A 23846-nucleotide genomic window follows, 5' to 3' on the forward strand; every position below is an offset into this window, starting at 1 on the left:
TGGTTTTAGCAAAGTTGATTAGCCCGGGACTACTTACTGTTCGCCCCGGGCAATCTAACAACTAACTCTAACAACTAATGCTAACTCTAATTAACATTACTTTTCTACTCCCAGAAAGGCCCTATGGTGATGGAATAATTTCAATAAGGCACACTTCCCTGGGTTTTAATTGATGTTCTACGGTAATGGCATGGTCCTTATAAGAGGTCAACAATTTCCTGCCATCATTGTTTATTATATAGATCTCCCCGCTCGAAGGAAGGTCGTAATCCTTGGTGTCCACATCAAAGTTAATGAGCATATGCTTTTCACTTATACTGGTCAAGGCTATACCAACATTGCCATCATCGGCTTTCCATGCCCCGGCATATGCCAAGGGATACTTCTTTTTATAAGCGGTAACATTCTTGCCCTTTCTTCCTGCGTAAATGGACAATTTGGAAATATTCAGCTCCTCTTCCGGAATTTGCATGGAGGGCGCTCTTAAGAATTTTCCGTGTAATAGATACTTTAGTCCTTGATATCTAATTTTTGCCAAATTCAGTAAATAATCAATTTCCTCTTTTCTTTGGGTATCCAAAAAACTGTGGTAATTGGAAATGGTCGGCTGCATTCCCCAAACATAGGACCTGGCCTGCTCCATTAAAAATTGCTTGTTAAATATGGGGTCCAAGGGTTGTTCCTGATTACTGGGGGCAAATTCCTTAGGCCATAACTCGTCATAAGGTGGTGTAACCAAGGAGGAATAATTACCGTAGGTAATGGCATATTCATGATATACCGCCTGAAAAAATGGAATGGTTTCCCATTGACCAATACCGGAATACCGTTCCCTACTTACTTGGAGGGTCAAGAAAAGATCCAAGTAGGGCATCCAACTTTCGTTACCGTGCTCCCCTGCCAAAATGGGTTCCTTAACAATGGAAATTTTGGAGCGAATTTGATCTGTAAGCAATCCAAAATTCTTTAGCCAATAATTCCCGTTACCTATTTCATGTCCGTGAGCTTTATCATAACACACTTTTGTCATACAGGCCTGGTCCATATAAACACCATTGGTACCATAGGTATTTACGGCGCTTTCGGACAGGGAGGTATATTTATCTTTCCAGAATTGGGTTCCCATACACATGTTTGTGAGGGAATTGCCCGTAAAAATATTATAGGCATGGGATCTGAGATTCCCATTTATATCCTTTACGGCATGTACCGCTGCATTTTCGGTTTTCCAGCTCTCTGTAGAATCGCCCCACTGAAAGGAATTCATATAGACTATGGAGTGTACCCCTTTTTGTTGCGCCAACTTCATCGCCTTGATAAATGACTCCCCTCCTTCCCTTGGCGGAAAGTATTCCGGAAAACCTTCATCATAGGAGCACCCATGCCACCAGTGCCAAAATACATTGACAGGTAACCCCAATTTTTCTTTTAATTCCGTGGCCGGTAACAGGACATTATCGGACCTACCCCTATTCCATACCCACAAAGCGGTTTCCTCCAACCAATCAGGATTTAGACCTTTCTTAAACCTGCTTTCAGCGGACCATTTCTGTTGGGAGCCCCATTCCCTATACTCTTCGGCAGCGGTAATCCAATCTCCCTTAAACGATCCTATTACAGCTTCATAGGTTGGAGAATATGAATTGGCATTGGCATCAAAGGAAGGATAATTGGACATTTCATAAGTTAAATTATTGGCCCCGTCCAAATCAAAGGAAAAACCTTTCCTGTAGGTGAGTGTATCGTTCGAAGCAAGATATAGACCAATTTTATCAGCATTGTACAATGCCAAACATTGTAATGAAAGATGATCGGGGTAAACCCACTCCATTCTCTTTTCTTCCGTTTTTTTTGCCGAAAGAATTCCCCTCGGGTCTGTTAAAAGTTCTCCCATTATTTTGGGAAGGGCCAATTTTTCCTGCCTTAAATCCTTAAACCCGTTAATCTTGGGAAAGACCACCGTATTGATTTCTTTGCCCTGCGTGCCATCCAGGGAAATTTTCCAATAGGACAAGGCCTTGTCCCTATCGAGTTTAATTTCTGCGGTAACGGTGAGTTCCTTATTGTTATCCCCTTTAAAATTCTCCCATTTTAACACCAAGGTCAATGGGTCCAATTTTGAATATTCAAAATCCAAGGGTAGCTGTAAGGAATCCTGGGCCTGATTGAAATCAATCTCCCATGGCAATTCCATGGTCTTCTTGTCATCCAAAAATTCATAGCCATGAATCAAATCCTGGAAAACAACCAGTGAACCATTCTCCTTGCTAAAACTTAATTTTATTTTACCGTTGTCTATTGTTAAATCCTCTCCGTTATTGGTATTACAAGAGACCAGTGCTGCCAGCACGGTAAAACACAAAAGCATCCAATAATAATTTTTAATCGTTTTCATGTGTCTTTCTTTAAGATTATAATTTAGTCTTCCAAGGGGTTGACTCTTAAGAGTACTGTTGATTTTGGTTTCAATGTCAATTGGAACTGTCTAGTGGCATCATGTAGTATTTTATTCTCCAATGGATCTATCACCTGGGCCTTAAATGGAAAATTGATGGTCCTTTCCCCACCTTCTATGGTATGTATACCCATCCAGTTTCGGCCAATATAGAATACATCCTCCGTATCTATATACCTATGTACACCTGCCTTTCCCCATCTTTCTCCCAATTCCGAAGCCGACCATTTAAATTTTCCGTCCATATACAACTCCCCTTCGTTTGGATCGAAAATTTTGGTTCCTTTGCCATTGGTCCATAGTACGGTTATTCCCCTTTTGTTCCACTTTTTTATTCGGGATTCCTCCTTGGAGGTGAGTTCAAGAAACCCCATTAGCCAAACTACCTTATATTGGGTGGTTGGCATGCTTTTTAGATCCGTACGAAGAAATAGGTCGTACGAAGTCCCTGTTTTGGCGAGTGGATAACGATTGGATAAAATATTCTCTGTAAGATGTCCATAGGTGGGATCCCAAAAAGAGATTTCTTCATCCACCACTACCCCTATCTGTGGTTTCATTCTTTCACCTTGGGATGGGGGAAATGTGCTGTGGAATTGCTGTGTTTTGGCTAAAACATCCAATAGTTCAGGATCACTAAACCATCCGCCCCACATATCGAACCACCAGCCTCCATATCCATAGGCCAACATTCTTGCCGTGTTTTTCAATAAAAAGGATACCGAAGTGTCCATGTCCTCCGGGCCTAACCATACCCCGCTCTCATACTGTCCTGGAGGTGCTATCCCGGTTGATCGATCTTTCAACAAGGTAGTTATGGACGTTCTGGTATCGTTTTCCGTAAGCCATAATTTACCATGGAGGTGAACCGAGTTGATAGCTGCCATTGCTGGCCAATCCTCCCCTATTACTCTATTATAAACATTTGGACTCGAGAGATAATCCAGGTCCGGACAATCCAACAACTTCGCCAAGGCCCCGTGTCCGCGCCTAGCGTCCCCTACAAAATAGTGGTATCCGGAAAAGGCTCCCGTTAAAAGATAGCCATGACTCTTTTCTTTTACAATTTTGCTGAAATAGGCAATATTGTTGACCAAGACCTCTGCTTGGAAGCGATACGTATCAATATAGTTCCGATCCTGATCGGGATTCCTCCATTCCCTGCGTTTGGCAGGTTCATCAATATTGGCCAATTGGGCATTTTCAAAAGTCAGGGAAGGGTTGTTCCATGCCTTTTGCAAGGCATTATTGTTTTTATAACTTTCCTTTAACCATTGTCTGAATGCTTGTAAACGTACCGGATTTTGATCCTGATATTGCTTGGGATGATAAAACCATTCCTCTGTTAGGCCACTGGCAACATGGATTCCGGCCAAATAGGGGGAGTATTCGGAAGCCAAAAGCCAATCCAAACAGTCACGGAATACCTCTGCTGTTTTTTTCCTCCAGACTTCCGAGGCGAAGCATTGACGAAAAATGGTACCATCCGGGAGGTGTGCGGCTGCTTCCGGATATAATTGTGTCCACCATTCCGGTGGGTCCAAATAGAAACGGATAATAACTTTTGCCTTGGGATCTGCTTTAATAATCTTTTCAAAATCCTTGACCAATCCACTAAAATCGTATTTGCCTTCAGCCAACCAAATGGGAGTCCTAAAAGCACCTATACCCGAAACAGTATTGATTCCCCCTTCACCCAAATAGGCCGGAATGTTGTAAATATGGATTCCGGTTGCCGATATTTCCTTGTAAAATTCCTCCTCGCCCAAATAGGACATATAGGCATAAGGTGGATAGGTTTCACCGTCGATTACCAGGGAGGGATTACCTTCTGTCCATTTTATGGCCGCCTTGGATTGGGCTTGGATCTTTATATTCCCCATAAAAAACAAGCCTATAAGGAGAAGAAAAAAATAAGTGCTATTAAACAAGAGCCAAGTATTGCGTTTTTTCATTTCAACTAAAATTAATGAATATGTAAATGATTATTTACAAACGGCTGATTTCCATCCCTATAAAAATTGAATATAGGACATAGAGCAACAGCCTTGACATTCCATAGGAATCATGATCATTACCCTTGGAAATAGAGCAGTTCCATTTAAGGAAAATATGGGATATTAAATCGGAGAAGCGGCAAAAGACCACTTCTCCGATCCAAATTTTAAAACACTAGTAGCCCGGATTTTGGTCAGCCTGGCTGATATCTGGATTAGTATCTATTTCCTGTTGTGGAATGGGCCACAATAAATGAACATCCTGTACGGTTTTCCCTGTGTTCTGTAAGACCAATTCTTTGGCTTTATCAGTACGTTTTAGGTCGAACCATCGTTTTCCTTCCATATAAAGTTCGTAAGCCCTTTCCTGTAAAACAGTTTCCCTAAAAGACTCCGCCGTCCACCCACTACTTGGGTAATCAACCGGTGAGGCTAGGTTGGTGGGATACCCATAACCTCTCCTTTTTATTTTATTCAAGCTTTCAAGAGCCAAGGCGGATACCGAATTATCGGCCATTGCAGAAGCTTCCGCATATATTAGCAGAACATCGGCATATCGCAAAATTGGATAATCATTGGCGTGACCTTCCCTTTCCGGGGAATCTGGATCCCTGAATTTACTGCATAGAATTGGGGTAGAAGACGGCAAGGTTTCCAATTCCCCTGTACTCCTATTTACATACTCTGTAAATACGTTCCACTCCTTTCGCAGATCGGCATCGTCCCAATTGTCAAAAAATGGTCCAGGTACGGAATAAATAACATAATTACCGAAGGGAGAAAATTGCGTTTCACTCCATAATAGGTTCATAGGCCATCCCCAGCCATCCTGATGGCTAAACTTCATGTAAAAAATCTCTTCAGAGGAACCATTCACAGAGGGTCCGAAAATATTATTGAAATCGGCGCTGGCTGCTACCTCAATCAACGAAAACATTCCAGAATCGATTACTTCCTGTGCTTTATCCCTAGATAAACCATAGTCTTTGTGGTCTAGGTAAACTTCGGCAAGCATTGATTTTGCGGACCATTTTGAAGGTCTTCCAAACTGGGTCGGGGTAGCCGGCAAATCGGTTTCACCTGCTTTTAAATCGTCTATAATAACTTGATATACCTCTTCAACTGTTCTGCGACCTGTATCTTCCCCTTCTTCTTCCAGGTAAATTGGAACGCCTCCCCAATTTCTCACAAGATGATAATAGCAGTAGGCCCTCATAAACTTGGCTTCACCTATCAAAGCTTTTTTGTCCGTATCGGATAGATCAATATTATCGATCATGGAAATGGCAATGTTGGCGTTTCTGATGCTTTGATAAAAGCGCTCCCACATGGTACCGGCCCTATTGATATTGGTTTGGTCAAATCCCTGATACTCACCTAAGGGCTGTGTTGAACCCCTTCCATTTGCATAATCTGCCTGGATATCGAGCATTAGCATATAAAGCGATCTGAAATTATTCCTGGCGGGGACGTAAATGGCATTTACGGCGGCTACGGCATCATCCATATTGCCGTAAAAGTTATTCTCAGTAAGTCTGTCCTCAGGAACTTCATCCAGGAAATCGCTGCACGATATAATGGACAGAAAAATTAGTGTATATGATAGTATTTTTTTCATGATATTTTCTAATATTTTAGTAATAAATATTTATAAGTTAATTCTAACACCTAACATGAACGTCCTGGTGTCAGGATATCCGAACTGATCTATCCCTTTAGAAATCCCACCTCCATGAGTATTGAGTGTAGGTGAATAAAATGAATAATTCGTAAAGGTGGCCAGATTCTGTATATTAACAAATATCTGAGAATTGTGAATTGGCAAGGATTTAAAAGTATCCCCTTTCAAGGTATATGACAGGCGTACATTCTTAATTTGAACATAGGAGCCGTCTTCAATGAACCTATCCGAACCTTGGTATCTTGTATTGGAACTTATCTTTGGATATTTGGCATTTGGATCGGGATTCTCTGCTGTCCAATAATTGCCTAAAACATCTCGAATCTGATTAATTCCGAAACTAAATCCATCCGCCACATTGGACAAATTGTAATTTAGTATATCGTTACCTTGGGAACCACTTACCAATACTGTTAATCCGAAGTTCTTATAGCTCATATTGCTATTGATCCCAAAAATAAAGTCCGGGTTTGGATCCCCTATAATTTGTCTGTCCAAACTATTGATGGTACCATTTACATCCGTATCAACGTAATTGATCAGCCCATCATCGGTGAGTCCGTCTTCCACGAGGCCATAAAAGACTCCAACGGGATGGCCTTCACGAACCAAACTCATTGCAGGAAGTGCATTTCCTAGTCCAACTCCAAAAATATCGCCACCTTCGGGCAAACTCAATACCTTGTTGCGATTGGACGAAAAATTAACCCCTAGGTCCCAACTGAAATCTCCTTCCAAAACCCTTGAATCCAATGATACTTCAAATCCTCTATTTTCCATACTGCCCAAATTTGTGGTTTGGGAAGTATATCCAGATGACAAAATAACGGGTATGGAAGCCAGCAGATCTTCTGTCTTTTTATAGTAGTAGTCAAAAGTAACTTGAAATCTATTTCTAAATAATCCAAAGTCGACCCCAAAATCTGTTTGAGCCGTAGTTTCCCATTTTAGATTGGGGTTTGGCATAGAACTTCCCGGTGCATACCCTATATTAATATTGTCGTCAAAGACGGTTTGGGAACTGGATAGTATAGAGAGCGATTGATATGGTGAAACTGCCGTATTCCCGGTTTTACCCCAACTGGCCCTTAACTTTAAATTGCCAATAAGATCGTTTTCCTTTAAAAAATTCTCCTCACTTACCCGCCATGCCAGGGCTGCGGAAGGGAAGTAACCCCATTTATTTGCTTTGCCGAATACAGAAGAACCATCGGCCCGTATACTGGTAGTAAGTAAATATTTACCCTTATAACCGTAGTTTAGTCTTCCTAAACCTGAAAGTATGGAGTATTCACTACTTGCTGAAATAGGGGTTCCAGGGGAACTACCAGCCTGTATGCTGTTATTCTCAAGAATATCTGATAAAAATCCAGTAGAAGAAGCACTTAAGGATTGATTTGATGTTTTTTGGGAAGTGATCCCTCCCATAACTTTTAGATCGTGATCGTTATTAATTTCCTTGGAATACGTCAATAGGTTCTCGTTAACTATATCCGTAAATTCCCTATAGGAAATTGAGGCGGATCCTGTTGCGGAGGGTTGAAATATTGATGGGGAGTAATTGTCGCCCCTAGTATTCTCATATTGCACCCCTATAGAAGAATACAGCACCAAATCCTTGGTGATTTTACCTTCTGCAATTATATTGAGCAGTAATGCATTCTCCCTGGATAATTGTTTCCTTTCCAATGCCATGGCCACAGGGTTCTCCACTATATCCGGACTAAAGGCATAAGGTCTAACATTGCTATATTCACCATCACTGTTAAACACAGAAACTGTAGGTGGGGAAATAAGGGCCCCGCTCAACACACCAGCTCCCCGTTCTGTATTATTACTGAATATATTATTGTTTTTCTTTCTACTCAATATATTATTAAATGAAACCTTCCATTTGGAATTGATCTTATGCTCCAGGCTAGATCTTAATTGTAAATATTCGTAACCCGAGTTTATGATAATTCCCTCTTGATTAAAATAATTACCAGAAACATTGAACACCGTTTTATCATTACCTCCCGAAACTGTTATTGAATGGTTTTGAATCACTGCATTCTGAAATATTTCGTCTTGCCAGTTGGTACCATTTTCAAAGGATGCAATTTCAGCATTGGTAAAATAAGGAGCTATGTTATCGTTGGAGGCCCTCACATTGGCAAGGGTAGCAAACTCCTTGGCGTTTAACATGTCTATGGTGTTATTCACTTTTTGGAATCCGGTATATCCATTGTATTCAATGGAAGTCTTGCCTTCCTTGCCTTTCTTTGTGGAAACAATAACCACTCCATTTGCTCCTCTTGCCCCATAAATTGCGGTAGAAGAAGCATCCTTTAAAATTTCTATTGATAAAATATCATTGGGATTGATGGAACTTAGATCTCCGATAATAGGGAAGCCATCAACAACATATAAAGGATTGTTACCCCCCAAAAGTGAATTTCCCCCTCTGATCAGGACACTTAGACCACTACCTGGTTGTCCTGAATTTTGTAGAATCTGAACTCCCGTAGCTACTCCGGACAGTGCCTGCACCGGATTGCCCACCGCCTGCAAACTAACGGCTTCACCTTTAATGGAAGCTACAGAACCGGTTAGGTCACTTTTCCTTACCTGTCCATATCCCACTACCACAACCTCTTCCAGTCCAGCGGCACTTTCCTGCAGGGTTATAGTCATGTTGGTTTGTCCGTTGACCAATATCTCCTTAGTAGCAAAACCAAGATAGGATACCACCAATTCTGGATTGGCCGAGGACAATTCTATTTCAAATTGTCCATCAAAATCGGCTGTTACCCCGTTCACTGTACCTTTCTCCACAACATTGGCACCCGAAAGTGGAGTTCCGTTATTGTCTACAATTGTTCCACTTACCGTTAGTTGTGGTTTGGCAATCTTATCAATTTTAGGCATTGGGCCAAACTGCGTTTGCAGGTTCGGTTCATTCTTCAGGATAATTTGTCTATCCAATATTCTAAAGGAGATATTGGTTCCAGAAAACAAATCGGTCAATACTTTGTGGATCCTTTCCTTTTTAACGTGTACTGAAACCACTCGGTCCCTATCTATTACGTCCTGGTTTCCTAAAAATTTATATTCACTACCTGCTTCAATTTCCTCAAATACCGTCATTAATCCAACGGAATCGAGATCCAAAGTAATCTTGGCAACCTGTGAATAGGTATTGGCCTGTACCCTAAATAAGGCAATTATTAAAAAAAGAGTGGTTAACTTCATTTTTAAACTGATATTGGGATACAATGCATGCTGCATTCCCAAACGAATGTTTTTTTTATTCATACTTTTGTTTAGTTTTTGTGGTTAATATTTTAATCACCTTTTACTATCGGGGTATGTAGCAGCATATCCCGATTTTTTTATGTTATAAGATGATGGGTCAATAGAATGTTAAATCATAGGCAACTGTTATTTAAGGTTGGTTTATTTCAATTTTATTTCCTACCCTGATATATGAAAAAGGGATACTACTCTGAAAATAGGTCATTACCTGTTCAATAGTCTCCGTATCGAACTTTGCAAAAAATTGCTGACTGTCCAAAAGTCTGTAATTGTTGGTAATGGAAACATCATAATGGCGCTCCAACACCTTTAAAATTTCTGGAAATGGTCTAATCTTAAATATGATCTGCCCATTGATCCAGGAAGTATATTCATTTACGTCGACCACTGCGATATCCATATCGTTTTCCAATTTTTTCCAAGACGCAATTTGCCCTGGAGCCAGTAAATATTTGTCCTTATCCCTTAGTTCCCCTCTGGTCTGGTACAATTCAACAGCACCTTCTACCAATACAGTGCTAACAGTGTCATCGTTTGCATAGGAACTAACATCAAACTTGGTTCCCAGTACACGGATATTAATATCATCGGTGTTAACGATAAAGGGGTTGTTCTTGTCTTCAGACACTTCAAAAAAGGCTTCCCCGTCCAAGAAAACTTTTCTATTCTGATTTTTTAAGAATCGAACGGGATACTTAAAATGGGTGCCGGAATTAATGTGGACTATGGTACTATCGGAAAGAATCAATTTCATTTTCTTCCCATTGGGCACCACCAATTCGTTATAGACAAGACTTTCTTCAACTTGATTGTTGGAATTGGAAGTCGCTACATTTTTATAATCCAATTCACCTCCATCTTGCCGGCCAACAACTTTACCCGAGCTATCAACAATTACTACACTGCCATCTTCCTTAATAACCTGAATATTTCCATCCTCCTGTTTAATGGTAATGGCATTGGCATCTATATATGGTTCATCGGATTTGCCCAGGGTTAAATACATTATATAACCTATCCCGAACAGGGCTATAAGAATTGCGGCCCGTTGATACCATATGGTACTGGATCGTCTTTGTGCAATCCTATTGTCCTGGATTTTATGCAACAGTAGGGAATACTCCTTTTCCAAATCCACTTCCTGTAGACCTAAATTCAATTGATAATGGTTTTCTACAATGGCCTTGAACTTCTTTTGGTTTTTTTCCTTTTCCAACCAAACCTTAAGTCGCTCCATTTCAACACCATCAATGGAATCATCCAAGTATTTATTTATTAATTTCCTCAATTTTGATTTCCCTTAATTATTAACACATTAAATTGCGTATTCTTAGCGGAAACGAACAGAAAACAAAAAACCCTTAAAAAAGGCAAATATATTTTTCATATTTGTGACAAACCAGCTAACTTTATTAACCACCCCCTTTATACATTGAGGGACTTATAATCCAAAATGCCGCAGCAAAAAGATGTCTTTAAAATAGTATTTGAGCAACTTTACGGACCACTGCTAGCCTATACCAAAACACTTACGAACAATCACGACCAGGCCAAGGATATAGTCCAAAACTGTTTTATTACTTTATGGCAAAAGCGCCCTGATTTAGTGGAAAGTCCGGCCTTAAAGAGCTTTTTGTTTACCACCGCCTATAATTCCTTTATAGATCTTTACCGGAAAAATCAACGGAAAAATAAAATCTTTGATGAGCTTAAATACAATATGGCCAAAGAGAGCCTTATGGAAGAAGTAAGCCATGTTGACCATAAAATTAAAAAGTTAAAAATGGTTGTTGACAAATTACCCCCCAAGTGTCGGGAGATATTACTGCTTAATAAAAGGGATGGATTAAAGTACAAGGAAATTGCCTCGCGACTCAATATTTCAGAGAAAACGGTGGAAAGCCAGATGCGGATAGCATATAAAAAAATCCGGGAGGAATTTAAAAGTGATAAACAGATTTTAATGGTAATATTCAATGCGGCTTCAAAGTATTTGGGATAAGCGTTTTTCCTATATAAAAAGGAACAATAGTTTCCCATTGTTCCTTTTGCAACTCAATCAACTCAATTCAAGTTTTTAGGTGTTGGGCAATCCTTTAAAAAAGATCACACCTTTACTCACTAGGTGGGATTGAATACTCCGACACCGAAACGACAATCTGAAAACAGCAAGTCTAATTTCAATATTGACCGGACGAATAGCTTTTACATTCAAATATGGTGTACCTACGATACCCGGAGATAAACACAAGGAAATAGCCGCCCAATTGAATATTTCCGAAAAGGCTGTGGAAAAACATATTAGTCGCGCTACCCAAAGCATAAAAAAATGGTTCAAGAACAAGAAAAATAATTTGCTCCTGGTATTTTTAATTTTTTTTCACTGACAATGGTTCGCAAAAAATCTGGCCTTACAATTTTTATTCTTTTCTAACGGGGAGTTTGGATACAGCATTAAGGGAATCTGAAGGCACCTCATTAGTTCCTACCGGAGAAACACATCTTAGAGGATTGTTTAAGCAAGCACAAACTTCAGGATCCTCTTGACAAGCTTCATTGTCGCTTGCACAGGAATTACCCATTAATAATAAAGAAAAAATGGCCAGAATAAATAAAAATTTTGTTTTCATGTTCTCTGTGTTTAGATAGTTTCCAATTACAGTCCCTAAACTATTCAAAAAGATTATTTTTAAATACTACGTATGTAACCAAGTATATAAGACATGTAACACGCAAATAATTGGGTCATAAGAATTCCATAATAGGTCTTCAATTCCTATTTTTTCTATATTTATAAGGTGGCTTCATTTTTCCTAATTAATTTTTGAACATAATTGAATAAAGCCAGAAAGTGGTCTTTGTTAGGGGAAAAACGGAAGTGTGCCCCCCCTACACCGCCTATTGCACAAGTTTAGGACCCATATATTTAGGAGCATTTTTACAGGCAAATAAAGATTGTACTTAATTATTCTATTGAGGAAAGTTCTTATGGAATACCTGATTTCATTGCTGTTCTATGAAACTGATGAAGTAGGTTCAAGAATACCACCTTCTTTCATTTTCCCCAATTGGTTGTTATTGCCTGCCTATTCGGCAGACAGGTTTTTTATCGGATTTCGTGAATCTTCAATTTCGTCTTAAATAATGTGGTTTCCACATCGGAAGATGGAAGGGCTGTCTACCTTGAGGTAGGCGTAGATATAAGTTATTTTTTCTAAGCTACAGCTGGCTCCTCCTAACCAAGGTACACCGTACCTTGGTTATTCGGCCCTGGTCGTTTTTTATTCATCAGCTGGTCTATTGATGTTTAATGGTATTCATGAATGCTAGGCATTAGGGCGATGCAAAAAATGAACAGAATTCAAATTCTGGGATAGTTTATTCTAACTATACTAATTCACAGTCGATTTTTGGGATTGATCCAGTAAAAAACATCTATTTTAAAAAAAAATATCCATAGGGTGTAATAATCTATGTCTTTAGCCACTAACCAAGAAAAGATTAAAATTATGACACTACAAAATGCACTGGAACATTTTAAAGGATTGGAATCCAAAACCAATGTAAAGGCGGAAATTAAAACATATCAAAAGTTCATTCAGATATTGATAAGTTTGGAGAACAGTGATTTAACGGACTCTGAAATTCGATATATAGAACAGCACTTGGATGTTCTTGATTTAAATGAAAGTACAGCAAAAAATAAAAAATATTACAGCAAAAGATTCAAGCAGTTTCAAAAATATTTGAAGGATACTTTTTCCTTGACGCCTAAGGGATATTACACTAACCTGGGTATAGGATTGGGATCATCTTTTGGAATTATTTTTGGAATAGTGGTACTTTCGAATTTTGAACGGTCTATGGGCATATCGTTCGGCATTGCCCTCGGAATGCTGATCGGCCTGGTCATAGGACGTCATTTGGATTCTCAGGCCAAGGCTGCTGGGAAGATGATATAACCCACCTTAACCAAGCCATTAAACTAAAAGAGTGAGCAACGATTTTTATACATCTTCCATTTTGCCCTATGCCGCAATTATCATAAAGATATGCAGGGCATATACCAATACACAGCAAGATTTTGAAGATTATTATCAGGAGGTGTGCTTGCAAATTTGGAAAAGCAGAAATAACTTTCAGGGACGTTCCGAGTGGTCTACATGGGTCTATAGACTATCTCTTAATGTAAGTATGACCATGTTGAAGAAACAGAAAAAAAACCACCGGCCTATAGCCTCGGATAGGCTACCCCCCGATATATTGGATGAGCCCCGTGTTTTTATCGACGATTCCCTAGAGCAACTTTATGCTGCAATCAGACAACTGTCCGAGGTTGACAGGGGGGTTATTTTACTTTATCTAGAAGAAAAATCCTATCAGGAAATTGCAGATATCATGGGCACCAACCCAAATAACATTGGGGTCCGCATACAACGAATTAAAGTACGACTTAAAAAAATATTGGATGGAAAAATCAATTGAAAACATTTGGAAAGAAGGCTTCCTAAATAGGGATGCTTTAATTGCCCCTAAGGTAAATGATATATACAACAAGAAGTCGATTCATATCATTGAAAAATTCAAAAGGATGTTCCTGATCAATATATGGGGAATCATCATTGGCTCTTCCCTCCTTTTTATTGCGTCCTTTTTCGTTGGAGCTTTGCTGGCAGGCAGTATTGTGCTGACAATGATGTTCTGGGTTGCATACACCGCTTACCAAGAATTACAGGCTTTGGAAAACATAGATAAAGGGCAAAGCAGTTATACTTTTTTAAAATCCTTTAAGGATTGGATATCCAAATCCATCGATCGGTATGGAAAAATGTATAGGGTAGTATATCCTGTCTTAATTCTTGTTTTCTACTTTGGCATTTGGTTTTCCGATATGTTTGCAGGCAAGCGGGAAATGGTCGCAGCCAAATCAAATGATTTGGTGTTCGGACTGCATATCCATACCACCATTATCATTATAATTGCGGCTGTTCTGATGGGTATTTTCAGTAAGGCCATTCATAGAAGGGATGTAAAAACAATTTATGGGGGAATATTAAAAAAACTCGACTTGGCCGTGGTTGAAATGGAGCAATTGAGAAATGAATAACTCCTAGCTATAAAATGCAAACGGGAAATACACCAAAATAAGGTAATGGGAAAATAAAGGATTTTTCAGGCTTCGTTTTTTAAATAATGCTAACTTACATCCTTATTATCCAAGCCTTAAAACCGCTGCAAATTAGATTATAACGGATTAGGCCGATTATTTTAACGCTTAGAGATGTACGACAAAATTGGTTCCATCATTAATTCCATAACCCCTATTCCCAATAGATCCTTAGCAAAAATCCAGGAATTGGCAGAATCTATTGATGTAAAAAAAGGAGAGCTAATTACCGCAGTTGGACAAAACAATAATCTGGAGTACTTTATCCTTGAGGGAATCTGCAAAAGTTTTCTTTATACCCCGGAAGGAGAGGATGTAACCATATCATTCTTTATGCCGGGTTCCATAATATCACCTAATACAACAAGACGTAAAGACGGAAAATCCATTATCAATATACGGGCGTTGACCGATGCCGTAATAGCCACTATTAATGCAGAAGAATTTGAAAAACTAATGGTGGAAGACCTTGAAATAAGACATTTCGGCAATACCGTATTGAGGAATGAACTAATGGGGAAGGTTCAAAAAGAAATAGCATTCGCTTCCCTTAAAGGCAAGGATAGGTTGCAGCTTCTGAGAGATACTTTTCCGAATATTGAAAACCTTGTACCCCATACCGACATAGCTTCCTATTTGGGGATAACCACAATTTCTTTAAGTAGATTAAGAACACAATCTTAACGCTTAACATTTGTTAATGGAATCTCCCTACGAAATGGCCACCTTTGATTTTTAATCAAAAAACAACCTTTATGACCATTTTAAATTCCCTGCTCTTCCAAACGTCCTCTGTTAGGAACATTTGTATTTCATTCGTTGCAAGTCACTTGGTACTACTCCTGATGTGGATATTTACTTTGCCCGTAATCAATAATCAAATTGGAACCCAAGTCTTTGACCTCCAAACTTTTGGATATAATATTTCCGAAGCAGCATCCATTGTGGATACCTTGAATAATGAAACCAGGGCCCTTTACCTTTTTCCGCAATTGACCTTGTTGGATCTATTCTATCCTTTTCTATTGGCGCTATTTTTAAGCAGCCTTTTGTTTCGTCTTTTTATAATATCCAAAACTGCAAGTAAGCTAACATCCATACTATTGGTTGTTCCGTTCTTGGCGATGATCTTTGATTATGCAGAAAATATTTGTGTCATTTTAATGATTACGAAAACAATAGAGCTCACTGATGCCATCGTTTTTCTGTCAACTACCTTTACTGTTTTAAAAGGAGTACTGACTTCAATTGCCTGGATAGCCATTTTAATATATACTATCAAATGGTTTAGAGTTAAAATTCTTGGGCGCAACAATAAGCACATAACAACCCATTAACCAAAAAGCTCCGGTAATAGATTTTGAAATTCCCTTTTGCCGTGGGAAGTAAGAAACGGAAATAATATACTTAAGTAGGTATTCACATGATAATCTATTTGGTGGGCATCCAATTTATTGGCATAAAGCCGACTGGAATACAACCAAGTGTTACCGTAATTGATCATTCTTTCCGCTAAAAAATCATATTCCCTTTCATATGATGCCGCTCTCATCAAGTTTTTTTGTTGCAATTTTTCAAATAGCAAAAAACACCCACTTATCCTTTTTTTGTAAACCTCTTGGAAATGTCCCTTCACCCTATCACTTATCGAAAGAAGATTGTACAAATCCGTCCAAAAAAAAGTATAATCCAACATTCTCTTCATGCTGCGCTCCACATCATTTCTAAGCTGTTCAATGGAGATTTCCATATTCGGCAACACATCGATTCTTTGGTCAAATTCCAAAACCATATCAAAATATAAGGCTTCAAAAATATCCTCCCGTTTTTTGAAATGATAATTTAAGTTTCCCGAACTCATATTCATTTTTAAAGCAATCATTCTTATAGTGACATCATGATAGCCATTTTCGTTAAATAAAGTCCTGGCGGCTTCCAATATCAATTTCTTTTTCTTACTCATTAGTAAACTTGTCCTAAAAATAAATTATTAGTAAATTTGTCCTAAAATTACGAAAATGAATTCGTTATATAAATCAGAAATAGGTCAAAAAGAGATTATAAATCTTTATGAACAAAAAATAAAGGATTTAGACATAGATTATAATTACAAAATTATTGATACTGAATTTGGGAAAACCAATATTATCGTCACAGGAGATGCATCAAAGCCACCGATAATGCTAATTCATGGCTCCAATGGCTGTGCTCCCATCGCTTTGGAAACCTATCCCAACCTACATAAAGATTTTCAAGTCTTTGCCGTAGACGTTCTTGCCCAACCAAATAAAAGTGCAGAAACTAGATTGAGTATGAAGGACCACAGTTATGGCATATGGATCAATGACATTATCAATCAGCTAAACCTAAATAATGTGACCATGGCCGGATTTTCCTTTGGGGGACTGATCATACTCAAAACATTGATCCAGAATGAAAAAAAGATCAAAGAGGTATTTTTATCGGCCCCTGCCTTCATAGTCAATGGAAACCCATTTGTTTTACTGCTGAAAGTATTTATTCCTATGAAACTTTATATAAGAACCCATAAGACCAAATACCTTGAAAAATTTTTAACAACCCTTTTTACTGAGCCAGATAATTTTGCTCTTAAATATTTGGCAAAGGTATTTATACATTTTAAAATGGATTTTACTCCTGTTCCTGTTATAAAGAAAGAAGAAGCCAAATTAATAAGTACTCCTATTACGCTAATTGCCGCAAAAAAGGACATTATGTTTCCAGGGGCGAAAATGCTAACACGCGCCAAAAAGATTTTTCCCTCCTTACAAAGAGTAATTTTGTTGGAAAACTCCAAGCATGTTCAAAACAAAACCGATAATTATATCATTGAGAAAATGATATTGAAAAAGTAAAGTACTGCATTGATGTGTAAATACAGAGAGCTCCTATATTCCCAACATATTCAGGGGGCTATTGATATCTGTATGGATATTTTGTAAGCGGCATCATTGATCCCTATATTGTGCCATAACTCTTTTGACCCTGTCTTTTACAACATGGTAACACCCTATACCTTAGAACAAAAACGGAGACCGCATTAAGTTGTTAACTGGACATTTATTTTAAACCTGGCAAATAAGTATTAGCAAGTCCGTTAATTTTTATAATTTGGTATAATGTAAAAAAGCAGCTCTGTATTTACTTATTTGCCAGTCCACTGTCATTAGAGATGATATAAACTGCGTTCCATATACAAATCATCCATGCTTTACCAATATGTTATATATGAAAAATTACCTAAAATTTCTGGCTTTTATATTATTTACAAGTTGTGCAGATGACAAGAAAAATACTACCGATCCGGCGGAGGTAAACCTAACCACCTTAGGCAATCATATTGAACGTTTATCTTCTGATGCATTTCTCGGCAGAAAACCCTTTACCGAAGGGGAAGTAAAAACGGTTAACTATCTAAAAGAAGAATTTGAAAAGCTAGGGCTACTTCCCGGCAATGGAAATAGCTATTTTCAAAATGTGCCCATGGTTGAAATAACAGGAACTCCGTCCGAAAATATGGTGATTTCTGGCAAAAACGGAAAATTCCAATTGGATGTATTAAAGGATTTTGTGGCCACCACCAATAAGATCTCAACAAATGTAGGCCTAGACAACTCCGACCTTGTTTTTGCAGGCTATGGCATTGTTGCCCCAGAATATGGATGGAACGATTACGAAGGTATTGATTGGAAAGGTAAAACAGCCGTAGTTCTAATTAACGATCCTGGTTTTAAATCCGGAGATTCAACCTTGTTCAAAGGTAATGAAATGACCTATTATGGACGTTGGACCTACAAATATGAGGAAGCTGCCAGACAAGGTGCCGATGGACTTATAATTATCCATGATACCGAGCCGGCCTCCTACGGTTGGAATGTTATTGAATCTGGATGGACGGGCGCCAGATTGATCATCGAAAGCGATTTGCCTCTCTTGGATGTTGAGTCGTGGATAAGTGGTGACAGTGCAGAAAAAATGTTCGATGTTTCCACTATGAAAGGTCTTGACTATAAAACCCTTTCCAGTAATAAAGACTTCAAACCTATTCCGTTAGACTTAAAAGTTTCCGTTTCCATTCAAAACAAAATTAAAAAAGATGTATCCAAAAATGTAGTCGCACTTATACCCGGTACCGATAGGAAGGGTGAAGTTATTATTTACTCTGCACATTGGGATCACTTTGGCGTTGGAAAAGCAATTGATGGGGATTCCATTTACAATGGTGCTGTCGACAATGCTTCCGGTACTGCTGGTCTGTTGGCCATAGCAGAAGCCTTCCAAAAGAGTAATCCCACGAACCGTTCCATTGCGTTCATAGCCCTTACTGGAGAAGAACAAGGTTTATTGGGTTCATCCTATTATGCGGAAAATCCCATTTTTGATCCGAAAAAAACAGTGGCAAATATAAATATTGATGCCCTAGATAGCCCGGGAAAAATGAAGGACCTAACCATTACAGGTTATGGGCATTCCGAAATGGATGAATATGCAAAAGCGGCAGCCATGGAACAGAACAGATACATTATTCCGGACCCGGAAGCTGAAAAAGGATATTTCTTTAGATCGGATCATTTTAATTTTGCAAAAATTGGTATCCCCGCTCTGTACGCAAGTGGCGCTTATGAAGGATTTGAAAAAAATATTGAGGAAATAAAGGCCTATAATGATTATTACCGTATCCATAAATACCATCAACCCTCGGATGAATACCATCCTGAAACAACCGAATTAAGTGGGGTTCAATTGGATTTACAATTACTTTTTAAGGTTGGGTTAAAATTATCCAATGAAGATTATTTTCCCAAATGGTATGAGGGAAGTGAGTTTAAGGCGGCAAGGGAGCAATAATTACGGTACCCTACATCTTCATATTTAAAACCCAATCCACTCGTTAATTCAACCCTTTTGAACACTATTCCCAACATATCATTCGAGAGCGAAGAGAACGAAAAAGAATTCGAGTTTCTTCATTTATCCAAGTTGTTCGCCAAAATTAAGGGAGGTCTGGAACATAATCCCAACTTGCCACATAGAGTTAACTTTTTTGCCTTGTTAATTGTTTCGGATGGGGCAGGATATCATCAAATTGATTTAAAGGAATTTCCCTTAAAAAAAGGGACGGTATTAAAAATAGCCAAGGGTCAGGTTCATGCCTTTCAGGAAGATCCAGATTATGACGGATTTCTTATTTTATTTACAGAAGAATTTGTTCTGAATTATTTTTCCAAATCGTCCATTGAGTTTATTTCCCATCTGTATAATTATCATATTTCCAGACCACTAGTGCATGGGGGAAATTTAAATGAAGCCTTCATAGAGGAGATACTGCTTGAACTGGAGGCAGAAAACACCTACGCACAAAGGAACATTGTAGGCGCCATGCTAGAATTATACCTGCTACGATTGGAAAGATTTACACATTCTGCCCAACTGCCAAAGCAGAACCACCAACATTATTCTATATTTCTTGATTTTAAAAATTTGGTGGAAAAACAATATACCCTGACCCGGAACGTAAAGGACTATGCAAAAATGCTACAGGTATCTACCAAACATTTAAACCTGATTGTTAAAGAATTTACCTTGAACACGGCCAAACATTTTATTGATGATTTTGTAACGCTCGAATCAAAAAGGGCCATAGCCAGTACAAGTGCTAGTTTAAAGGAAATAGGTTATGCCATGGGTTTTGACGAAGTGACCAATTTTACCAAATTTTTCAAAAAACATACTGGCACTACCCCCAAACAATTTAAGGCTGAATTATAATGATCTGGTTCCTTGTCTTTGCCATTTTCACCCTAAGATTTGCTTACCTCCCAGTGTGATCCAGTAACATAAATTTTTGTCGACCAAAACTCACACTACTCCAAAAACAACCCTACCCCTATTCTATTTATGGAACTGATTAAGTATTGGTTTCACATTTACCATTTTTATCAAATCATTCACCTTTCCCAAAATTTCTATTAATGCGAATTTTGTAAGGAATTAAACAAGTCTTCAAATTAAATCTATTGATATGAACAAATTGAAAAATCGAATAGCGGTTACATATTCCTTTAAAACAATCAGAAACCATGTAATTATTAAAGGGGCTTTGCTTATTTTGGGAATTATTTTGATGCAGGCATGTCATAATTCGCCAAATCAAAATACATCACAAGTGCAGGATCAAGAACATCCGAATATCACCAAATTAAAGAATCAGAGTGCCGAATTTATTCCAGAAATCATCAAATTAAACGACAAGGTTTATGTGGCCGTGGGATATGATGGTTCTAACGCCTCCATGGTTATTGGAGATCAAGGGGTAGTGATAATCGATGCACTACGTGCCTTGGGTGCTGCAGAGAAGGTAGCGCAAGAATTCCGGAATATCACAGATAAACCTGTGAAAGCCTTAATTTATACGCATGGCCATCTGGATCATACTGGAGGTACATCAGCTTTTATCGGCCATAACAAGGAGGTAAAAATCATTGCAAGAGCAGGGTTTAAGGATGAATTACAGGAGCGCTCACCGGTAGAGCCCATTTTAAAACAGCGAAACATTCGTCAGTTTGGTCGCGATTTACCCGCTAAAGATATCATTAACAGAGGTGTTGCTGCAGGTATAACACCTACTGATAGGGCTGGGAAAGGATATATTGCACCTAACCTTACATTTCAGGACTCCATAACCCTTAAGCTTGCCGGCGTAGATATTCAACTGCATGCCGCTGATGGGGAAACAAATGACGAGCTCTTCGTTTGGATTCCCGACCTTAACACATTATTTACTGGTGATAATTACTATAAATCATTTCCAAACCTTTATGCCATTCGGGGATCCCAATATAGGGATGTAAAATCATGGGGCGAATCTATTCAAAAAATGAGCACCTACCCAGTGGAATACCTTGTACCCGGGCATACACGTCCTATCTCAGGAAAAGTACTTGTCCATGACAATCTCAAAAACTACGCTACGGCAATCCTTAGCGTCTATCAACAAACCATAGATGCCATGAACAAGGGCTATACCCTTCAGCAAACCGTTGACAGCGTTAAATTGGCCGATTCATTGATAAATCAACCCAACTTACAAGAGTTTTATGGTTCGGTGCCATGGGGTGTTAGATCTATATTTCTACACTATGTTGGCTGGTTCGATGGCAACCCTACCAACCTTAATCCCCTATCCTCATCACAAGAGGCCAAACGTATGGCCGAACTGGCTGGTGGAGAAGACAAATTGTTTCAACAGTTGAGTGCTGCTGTCCAAAAAAGTGATTACCAGTGGGGATTGGAATTGGCCGACTATCTACTTCAAACAGACTATGATAGGGTAAAAGTCACAAAAATAAAAATAGGGCTATTAAGGAGTCTGGCGGCACAACAAATCAATGCTCCCGCAAGAAACTATTACCTATCCTATTCTTATGAATTGGAGAAGAGTTTGATGTAAAAGCATTCTTTGTGTATGCTCAATCATCAATATTAACAATACATTGACCTATTAAAATAGCCAAATCAATGGCTATTTGGTAAAAAAACAACGATGAGTCAAGTTGCCGATTGCCCAAGCTGTGGGGGCAAATCCAAAGTAAAGGAAATACATGGCCAAGTCACCTATGTAGCCATTCAAGATGACGTACTCTTTAAAAAAGTATCTCAACTTAAAAAAGCCATGGAAAAATTTAAGGAAAAAGCCGAATCCTTGGAAAAGGAATTGGAAGTTTTAACGACAAACAAATAGAATGAATTTTATAAAACGAAACTACGGATGGATGATTGTAGCCGTTTTGGCCATCTTGCCCCTATTTATCATTTTTGGTATGTTTAATATCGAATTTTCCAATGGGTTGTCCATTAGCTTGATTGAAGGTGCTGGAAGTGAAGGAAGATCCACTTTGGAAATGTTGTATCATATTTCCGGTGAATTTGCAATACGTTGGATGACAGCTGTTCTTACTTGTACCCCCTTCTTTATACTATTTGGGGTCAATAACCTTTTTGTACGCCAAGCCATGGGTATAGCTACAGCGGTATGGAGCATCCTGCACTTCATCATTTTTGTATGGGGCGAAGGTCTTTTGGAAACATTTACCCAAGCCAACTACATTGCTGGCTTTATAGCGGTACTTATATTGCTACCATTGTTGTATACATCCAATAGAAAATCCATGAAAAGATTAAAGGCGAAGTGGAAAAAATTGCAAAGTTTGGCGTATGTTGCCATAATTCTGAGTTTACTTCATGTAGCTCTTTTAGATAAAACCTGGCTGATCTATGCGGTAATTGTTGGCTTGGGATTTATTATAAGAATAACCCCTATTAAAGAAAGCATTATGGCATATCGATTACAAATTAAAAAAATATAACTCATGAAAATTGCAGTAACATCCGTTAGCGGACACCTTGGGGCTTCAATAGCAAAGGCACTGATTCAGGAAATTGGCAGGGACAATGTAATAGGCATTGCACGTACGCCAGAAAAGGCCAAGCACTTGGGCGTGGAAGTTAGAAAAGGCGATTACAATAGTCGTGAAGATTTTGATGTTGCCTTAAAAGGAGTTGATAAAGTGTTATTGGTTTCGGGAATGGACCAACCCCAAAAAAGAATTCAGCAACACCGAAATGTGATAGAGGCGGCGAGGCTAAATGGAGTACAAAAAATAGTATACACCAGTATTGTAGGCGATGAAGAAAATACAGCCTTCAGTCCGGTGGTAAAAAGCAATCGCCAAACGGAAGAAGATGTGCGCAACTCGGGTTTACAATGGATTATTGGCAGAAATGGCATCTATATTGAACCAGACCTGGAATACATTGATACCTATGTAGAGGAAGGTAGGATTACCAATTGCGCAGGAGACGGAAAATGCGCTTATACCAGTCGTGAAGAATTGGGTTTTGCCTACGCACAACTACTTCTAAATGAGGAGCTAAACGGACAAACCTTAAATCTAGTTGGAGAAGCCATTACCCAAACCCAATTGGCGGAATATATCAATCAGGTGTATAAAACCAATTTAAAATATGCCACTGTTTCCTTTGAAGACTATAAAAAAGAACGCCAAGCTGCCTTGGGAGAATTTCTAGGGACTATCATATCCGGTATTTATGAAGGAATTGCGAATGGTGCCAACGATGTAGTTTCCGATTTTGAAAAGGCGGCCGGAAGGCCACATAAATCCCCTTTAGCCATGATAGGGAATTACCATAAAAAGCATTCATAAAAAC

Annotated in this window: 21 protein-coding genes; 14 read left to right on the plus strand and 7 right to left on the minus strand. The window is 38.7% G+C overall.

Annotated features, from left to right (window positions below; all coding sequences use genetic code 11):
- Nucleotides 1–121: 121 nt before the first annotated feature.
- The 5 genes from C7972_RS16150 to C7972_RS16170 all read right to left on the minus strand — a co-directional run bounded on the left by C7972_RS16150 (nt 122) and on the right by C7972_RS16170 (nt 10718).
- Complete coding sequence (locus C7972_RS16150; protein ID WP_110357207.1) at nt 122–2395, minus strand: DUF6259 domain-containing protein; 2274 nt, start codon at nt 2393–2395, stop codon at nt 122–124.
- 23 nt (nt 2396–2418) lie between these two features.
- Nucleotides 2419–4410: a beta-galactosidase gene (locus C7972_RS16155; protein WP_110357208.1), complete on the minus strand. Its 1992-nt coding sequence runs from the start codon at nt 4408–4410 to the stop codon at nt 2419–2421.
- 217 nt (nt 4411–4627) lie between these two features.
- Nucleotides 4628–6070, minus strand: a complete 1443-nt coding sequence (locus C7972_RS16160) for a RagB/SusD family nutrient uptake outer membrane protein (RefSeq protein ID WP_110357209.1) — start codon at nt 6068–6070, stop codon at nt 4628–4630.
- Between the two features lie 30 nt (nt 6071–6100).
- On the minus strand, nt 6101–9430 hold the full coding sequence (locus C7972_RS16165; protein WP_110357210.1) for a TonB-dependent receptor: 3330 nt from the start codon (nt 9428–9430) through the stop codon (nt 6101–6103).
- A gap of 130 nt (nt 9431–9560) precedes the next feature.
- Entirely contained in the window at nt 9561–10718 is a 1158-nt protein-coding gene (locus C7972_RS16170; RefSeq protein WP_110357211.1) for a FecR family protein, read from the minus strand.
- A 165-nt stretch (nt 10719–10883) separates the two neighbouring features.
- On the opposite strand from C7972_RS16170, the gene C7972_RS16175 reads away from it, so the two are divergent.
- Nucleotides 10884–11432 carry an RNA polymerase sigma factor gene (locus tag C7972_RS16175; RefSeq protein WP_110357212.1) on the plus strand — a complete coding sequence of 183 codons (549 nt, stop codon included), beginning with the start codon at nt 10884–10886 and terminating at the stop codon, nt 11430–11432.
- A 184-nt stretch (nt 11433–11616) separates the two neighbouring features.
- Nucleotides 11617–11817, plus strand: coding sequence for a sigma factor-like helix-turn-helix DNA-binding protein (locus C7972_RS24455; protein WP_181422915.1), 201 nt, complete (start codon nt 11617–11619; stop codon nt 11815–11817).
- A gap of 33 nt (nt 11818–11850) precedes the next feature.
- Here C7972_RS24455 and C7972_RS16185 read toward each other — a convergent pair whose 3' ends face one another.
- A complete protein-coding gene (locus C7972_RS16185) occupies nt 11851–12060 on the minus strand; it encodes a hypothetical protein (RefSeq protein WP_110357214.1) in 210 nt (69 codons plus the stop codon).
- Between the two features lie 879 nt (nt 12061–12939).
- Between C7972_RS16185 and C7972_RS16190 the strand changes: the two genes are divergently transcribed.
- The 5 genes from C7972_RS16190 to C7972_RS16210 all read left to right on the plus strand — a co-directional run bounded on the left by C7972_RS16190 (nt 12940) and on the right by C7972_RS16210 (nt 15934).
- Nucleotides 12940–13392 (plus strand): hypothetical protein, encoded by a 453-nt coding sequence (locus tag C7972_RS16190; RefSeq protein ID WP_146216339.1) that lies wholly within the window; start codon nt 12940–12942, stop codon nt 13390–13392.
- 31 nt (nt 13393–13423) lie between these two features.
- Nucleotides 13424–13915, plus strand: coding sequence for an RNA polymerase sigma factor (locus C7972_RS16195; protein ID WP_110357216.1), 492 nt, complete (start codon nt 13424–13426; stop codon nt 13913–13915).
- Nucleotides 13899–14537, plus strand: a complete 639-nt coding sequence (locus tag C7972_RS16200; protein ID WP_110357217.1) for a hypothetical protein — start codon at nt 13899–13901, stop codon at nt 14535–14537. The genes C7972_RS16195 and C7972_RS16200 overlap by 17 nt, the downstream gene beginning before the upstream one ends.
- Nucleotides 14538–14711: 174 nt before the next feature.
- On the plus strand, nt 14712–15281 hold the full coding sequence (locus C7972_RS16205; protein ID WP_110357218.1) for a Crp/Fnr family transcriptional regulator: 570 nt from the start codon (nt 14712–14714) through the stop codon (nt 15279–15281).
- Between the two features lie 71 nt (nt 15282–15352).
- Entirely contained in the window at nt 15353–15934 is a 582-nt protein-coding gene (locus tag C7972_RS16210; protein ID WP_146216340.1) for a hypothetical protein, read from the plus strand.
- Here the strand turns inward: C7972_RS16210 and C7972_RS16215 are convergent.
- Nucleotides 15931–16560, minus strand: coding sequence for a TetR/AcrR family transcriptional regulator (locus tag C7972_RS16215; RefSeq protein ID WP_110357220.1), 630 nt, complete (start codon nt 16558–16560; stop codon nt 15931–15933). The two genes, C7972_RS16210 and C7972_RS16215, sit on opposite strands and share 4 nt — an antisense overlap.
- Before the next feature lie 55 nt (nt 16561–16615).
- Between C7972_RS16215 and C7972_RS16220 the strand changes: the two genes are divergently transcribed.
- The 7 genes from C7972_RS16220 to C7972_RS16250 all read left to right on the plus strand — a co-directional run bounded on the left by C7972_RS16220 (nt 16616) and on the right by C7972_RS16250 (nt 23842).
- A complete protein-coding gene (locus tag C7972_RS16220) occupies nt 16616–17473 on the plus strand; it encodes an alpha/beta fold hydrolase (RefSeq protein WP_110357221.1) in 858 nt (285 codons plus the stop codon).
- A 373-nt stretch (nt 17474–17846) separates the two neighbouring features.
- On the plus strand, nt 17847–19466 hold the full coding sequence (locus C7972_RS16225) for a M28 family metallopeptidase (RefSeq protein WP_110357222.1): 1620 nt from the start codon (nt 17847–17849) through the stop codon (nt 19464–19466).
- Between the two features lie 57 nt (nt 19467–19523).
- Complete coding sequence (locus C7972_RS16230; protein ID WP_110357223.1) at nt 19524–20387, plus strand: helix-turn-helix transcriptional regulator; 864 nt, start codon at nt 19524–19526, stop codon at nt 20385–20387.
- Between the two features lie 253 nt (nt 20388–20640).
- A complete protein-coding gene (locus C7972_RS16235) occupies nt 20641–22068 on the plus strand; it encodes an alkyl/aryl-sulfatase (RefSeq protein ID WP_220020917.1) in 1428 nt (475 codons plus the stop codon).
- Between the two features lie 93 nt (nt 22069–22161).
- Complete coding sequence (locus C7972_RS16240; protein WP_110357224.1) at nt 22162–22359, plus strand: hypothetical protein; 198 nt, start codon at nt 22162–22164, stop codon at nt 22357–22359.
- 1 nt (nt 22360) lies between these two features.
- Nucleotides 22361–22984, plus strand: a complete 624-nt coding sequence (locus C7972_RS16245) for a ferric reductase-like transmembrane domain-containing protein (RefSeq protein WP_110357225.1) — start codon at nt 22361–22363, stop codon at nt 22982–22984.
- Between the two features lie 3 nt (nt 22985–22987).
- Nucleotides 22988–23842 carry an SDR family oxidoreductase gene (locus tag C7972_RS16250; protein WP_110357226.1) on the plus strand — a complete coding sequence of 285 codons (855 nt, stop codon included), beginning with the start codon at nt 22988–22990 and terminating at the stop codon, nt 23840–23842.
- Nucleotides 23843–23846 lie beyond the last annotated feature (4 nt).

This window comes from Arenibacter sp. ARW7G5Y1, from assembly GCF_003201775.1.
Lineage (GTDB): Bacteria > Bacteroidota > Bacteroidia > Flavobacteriales > Flavobacteriaceae > Arenibacter.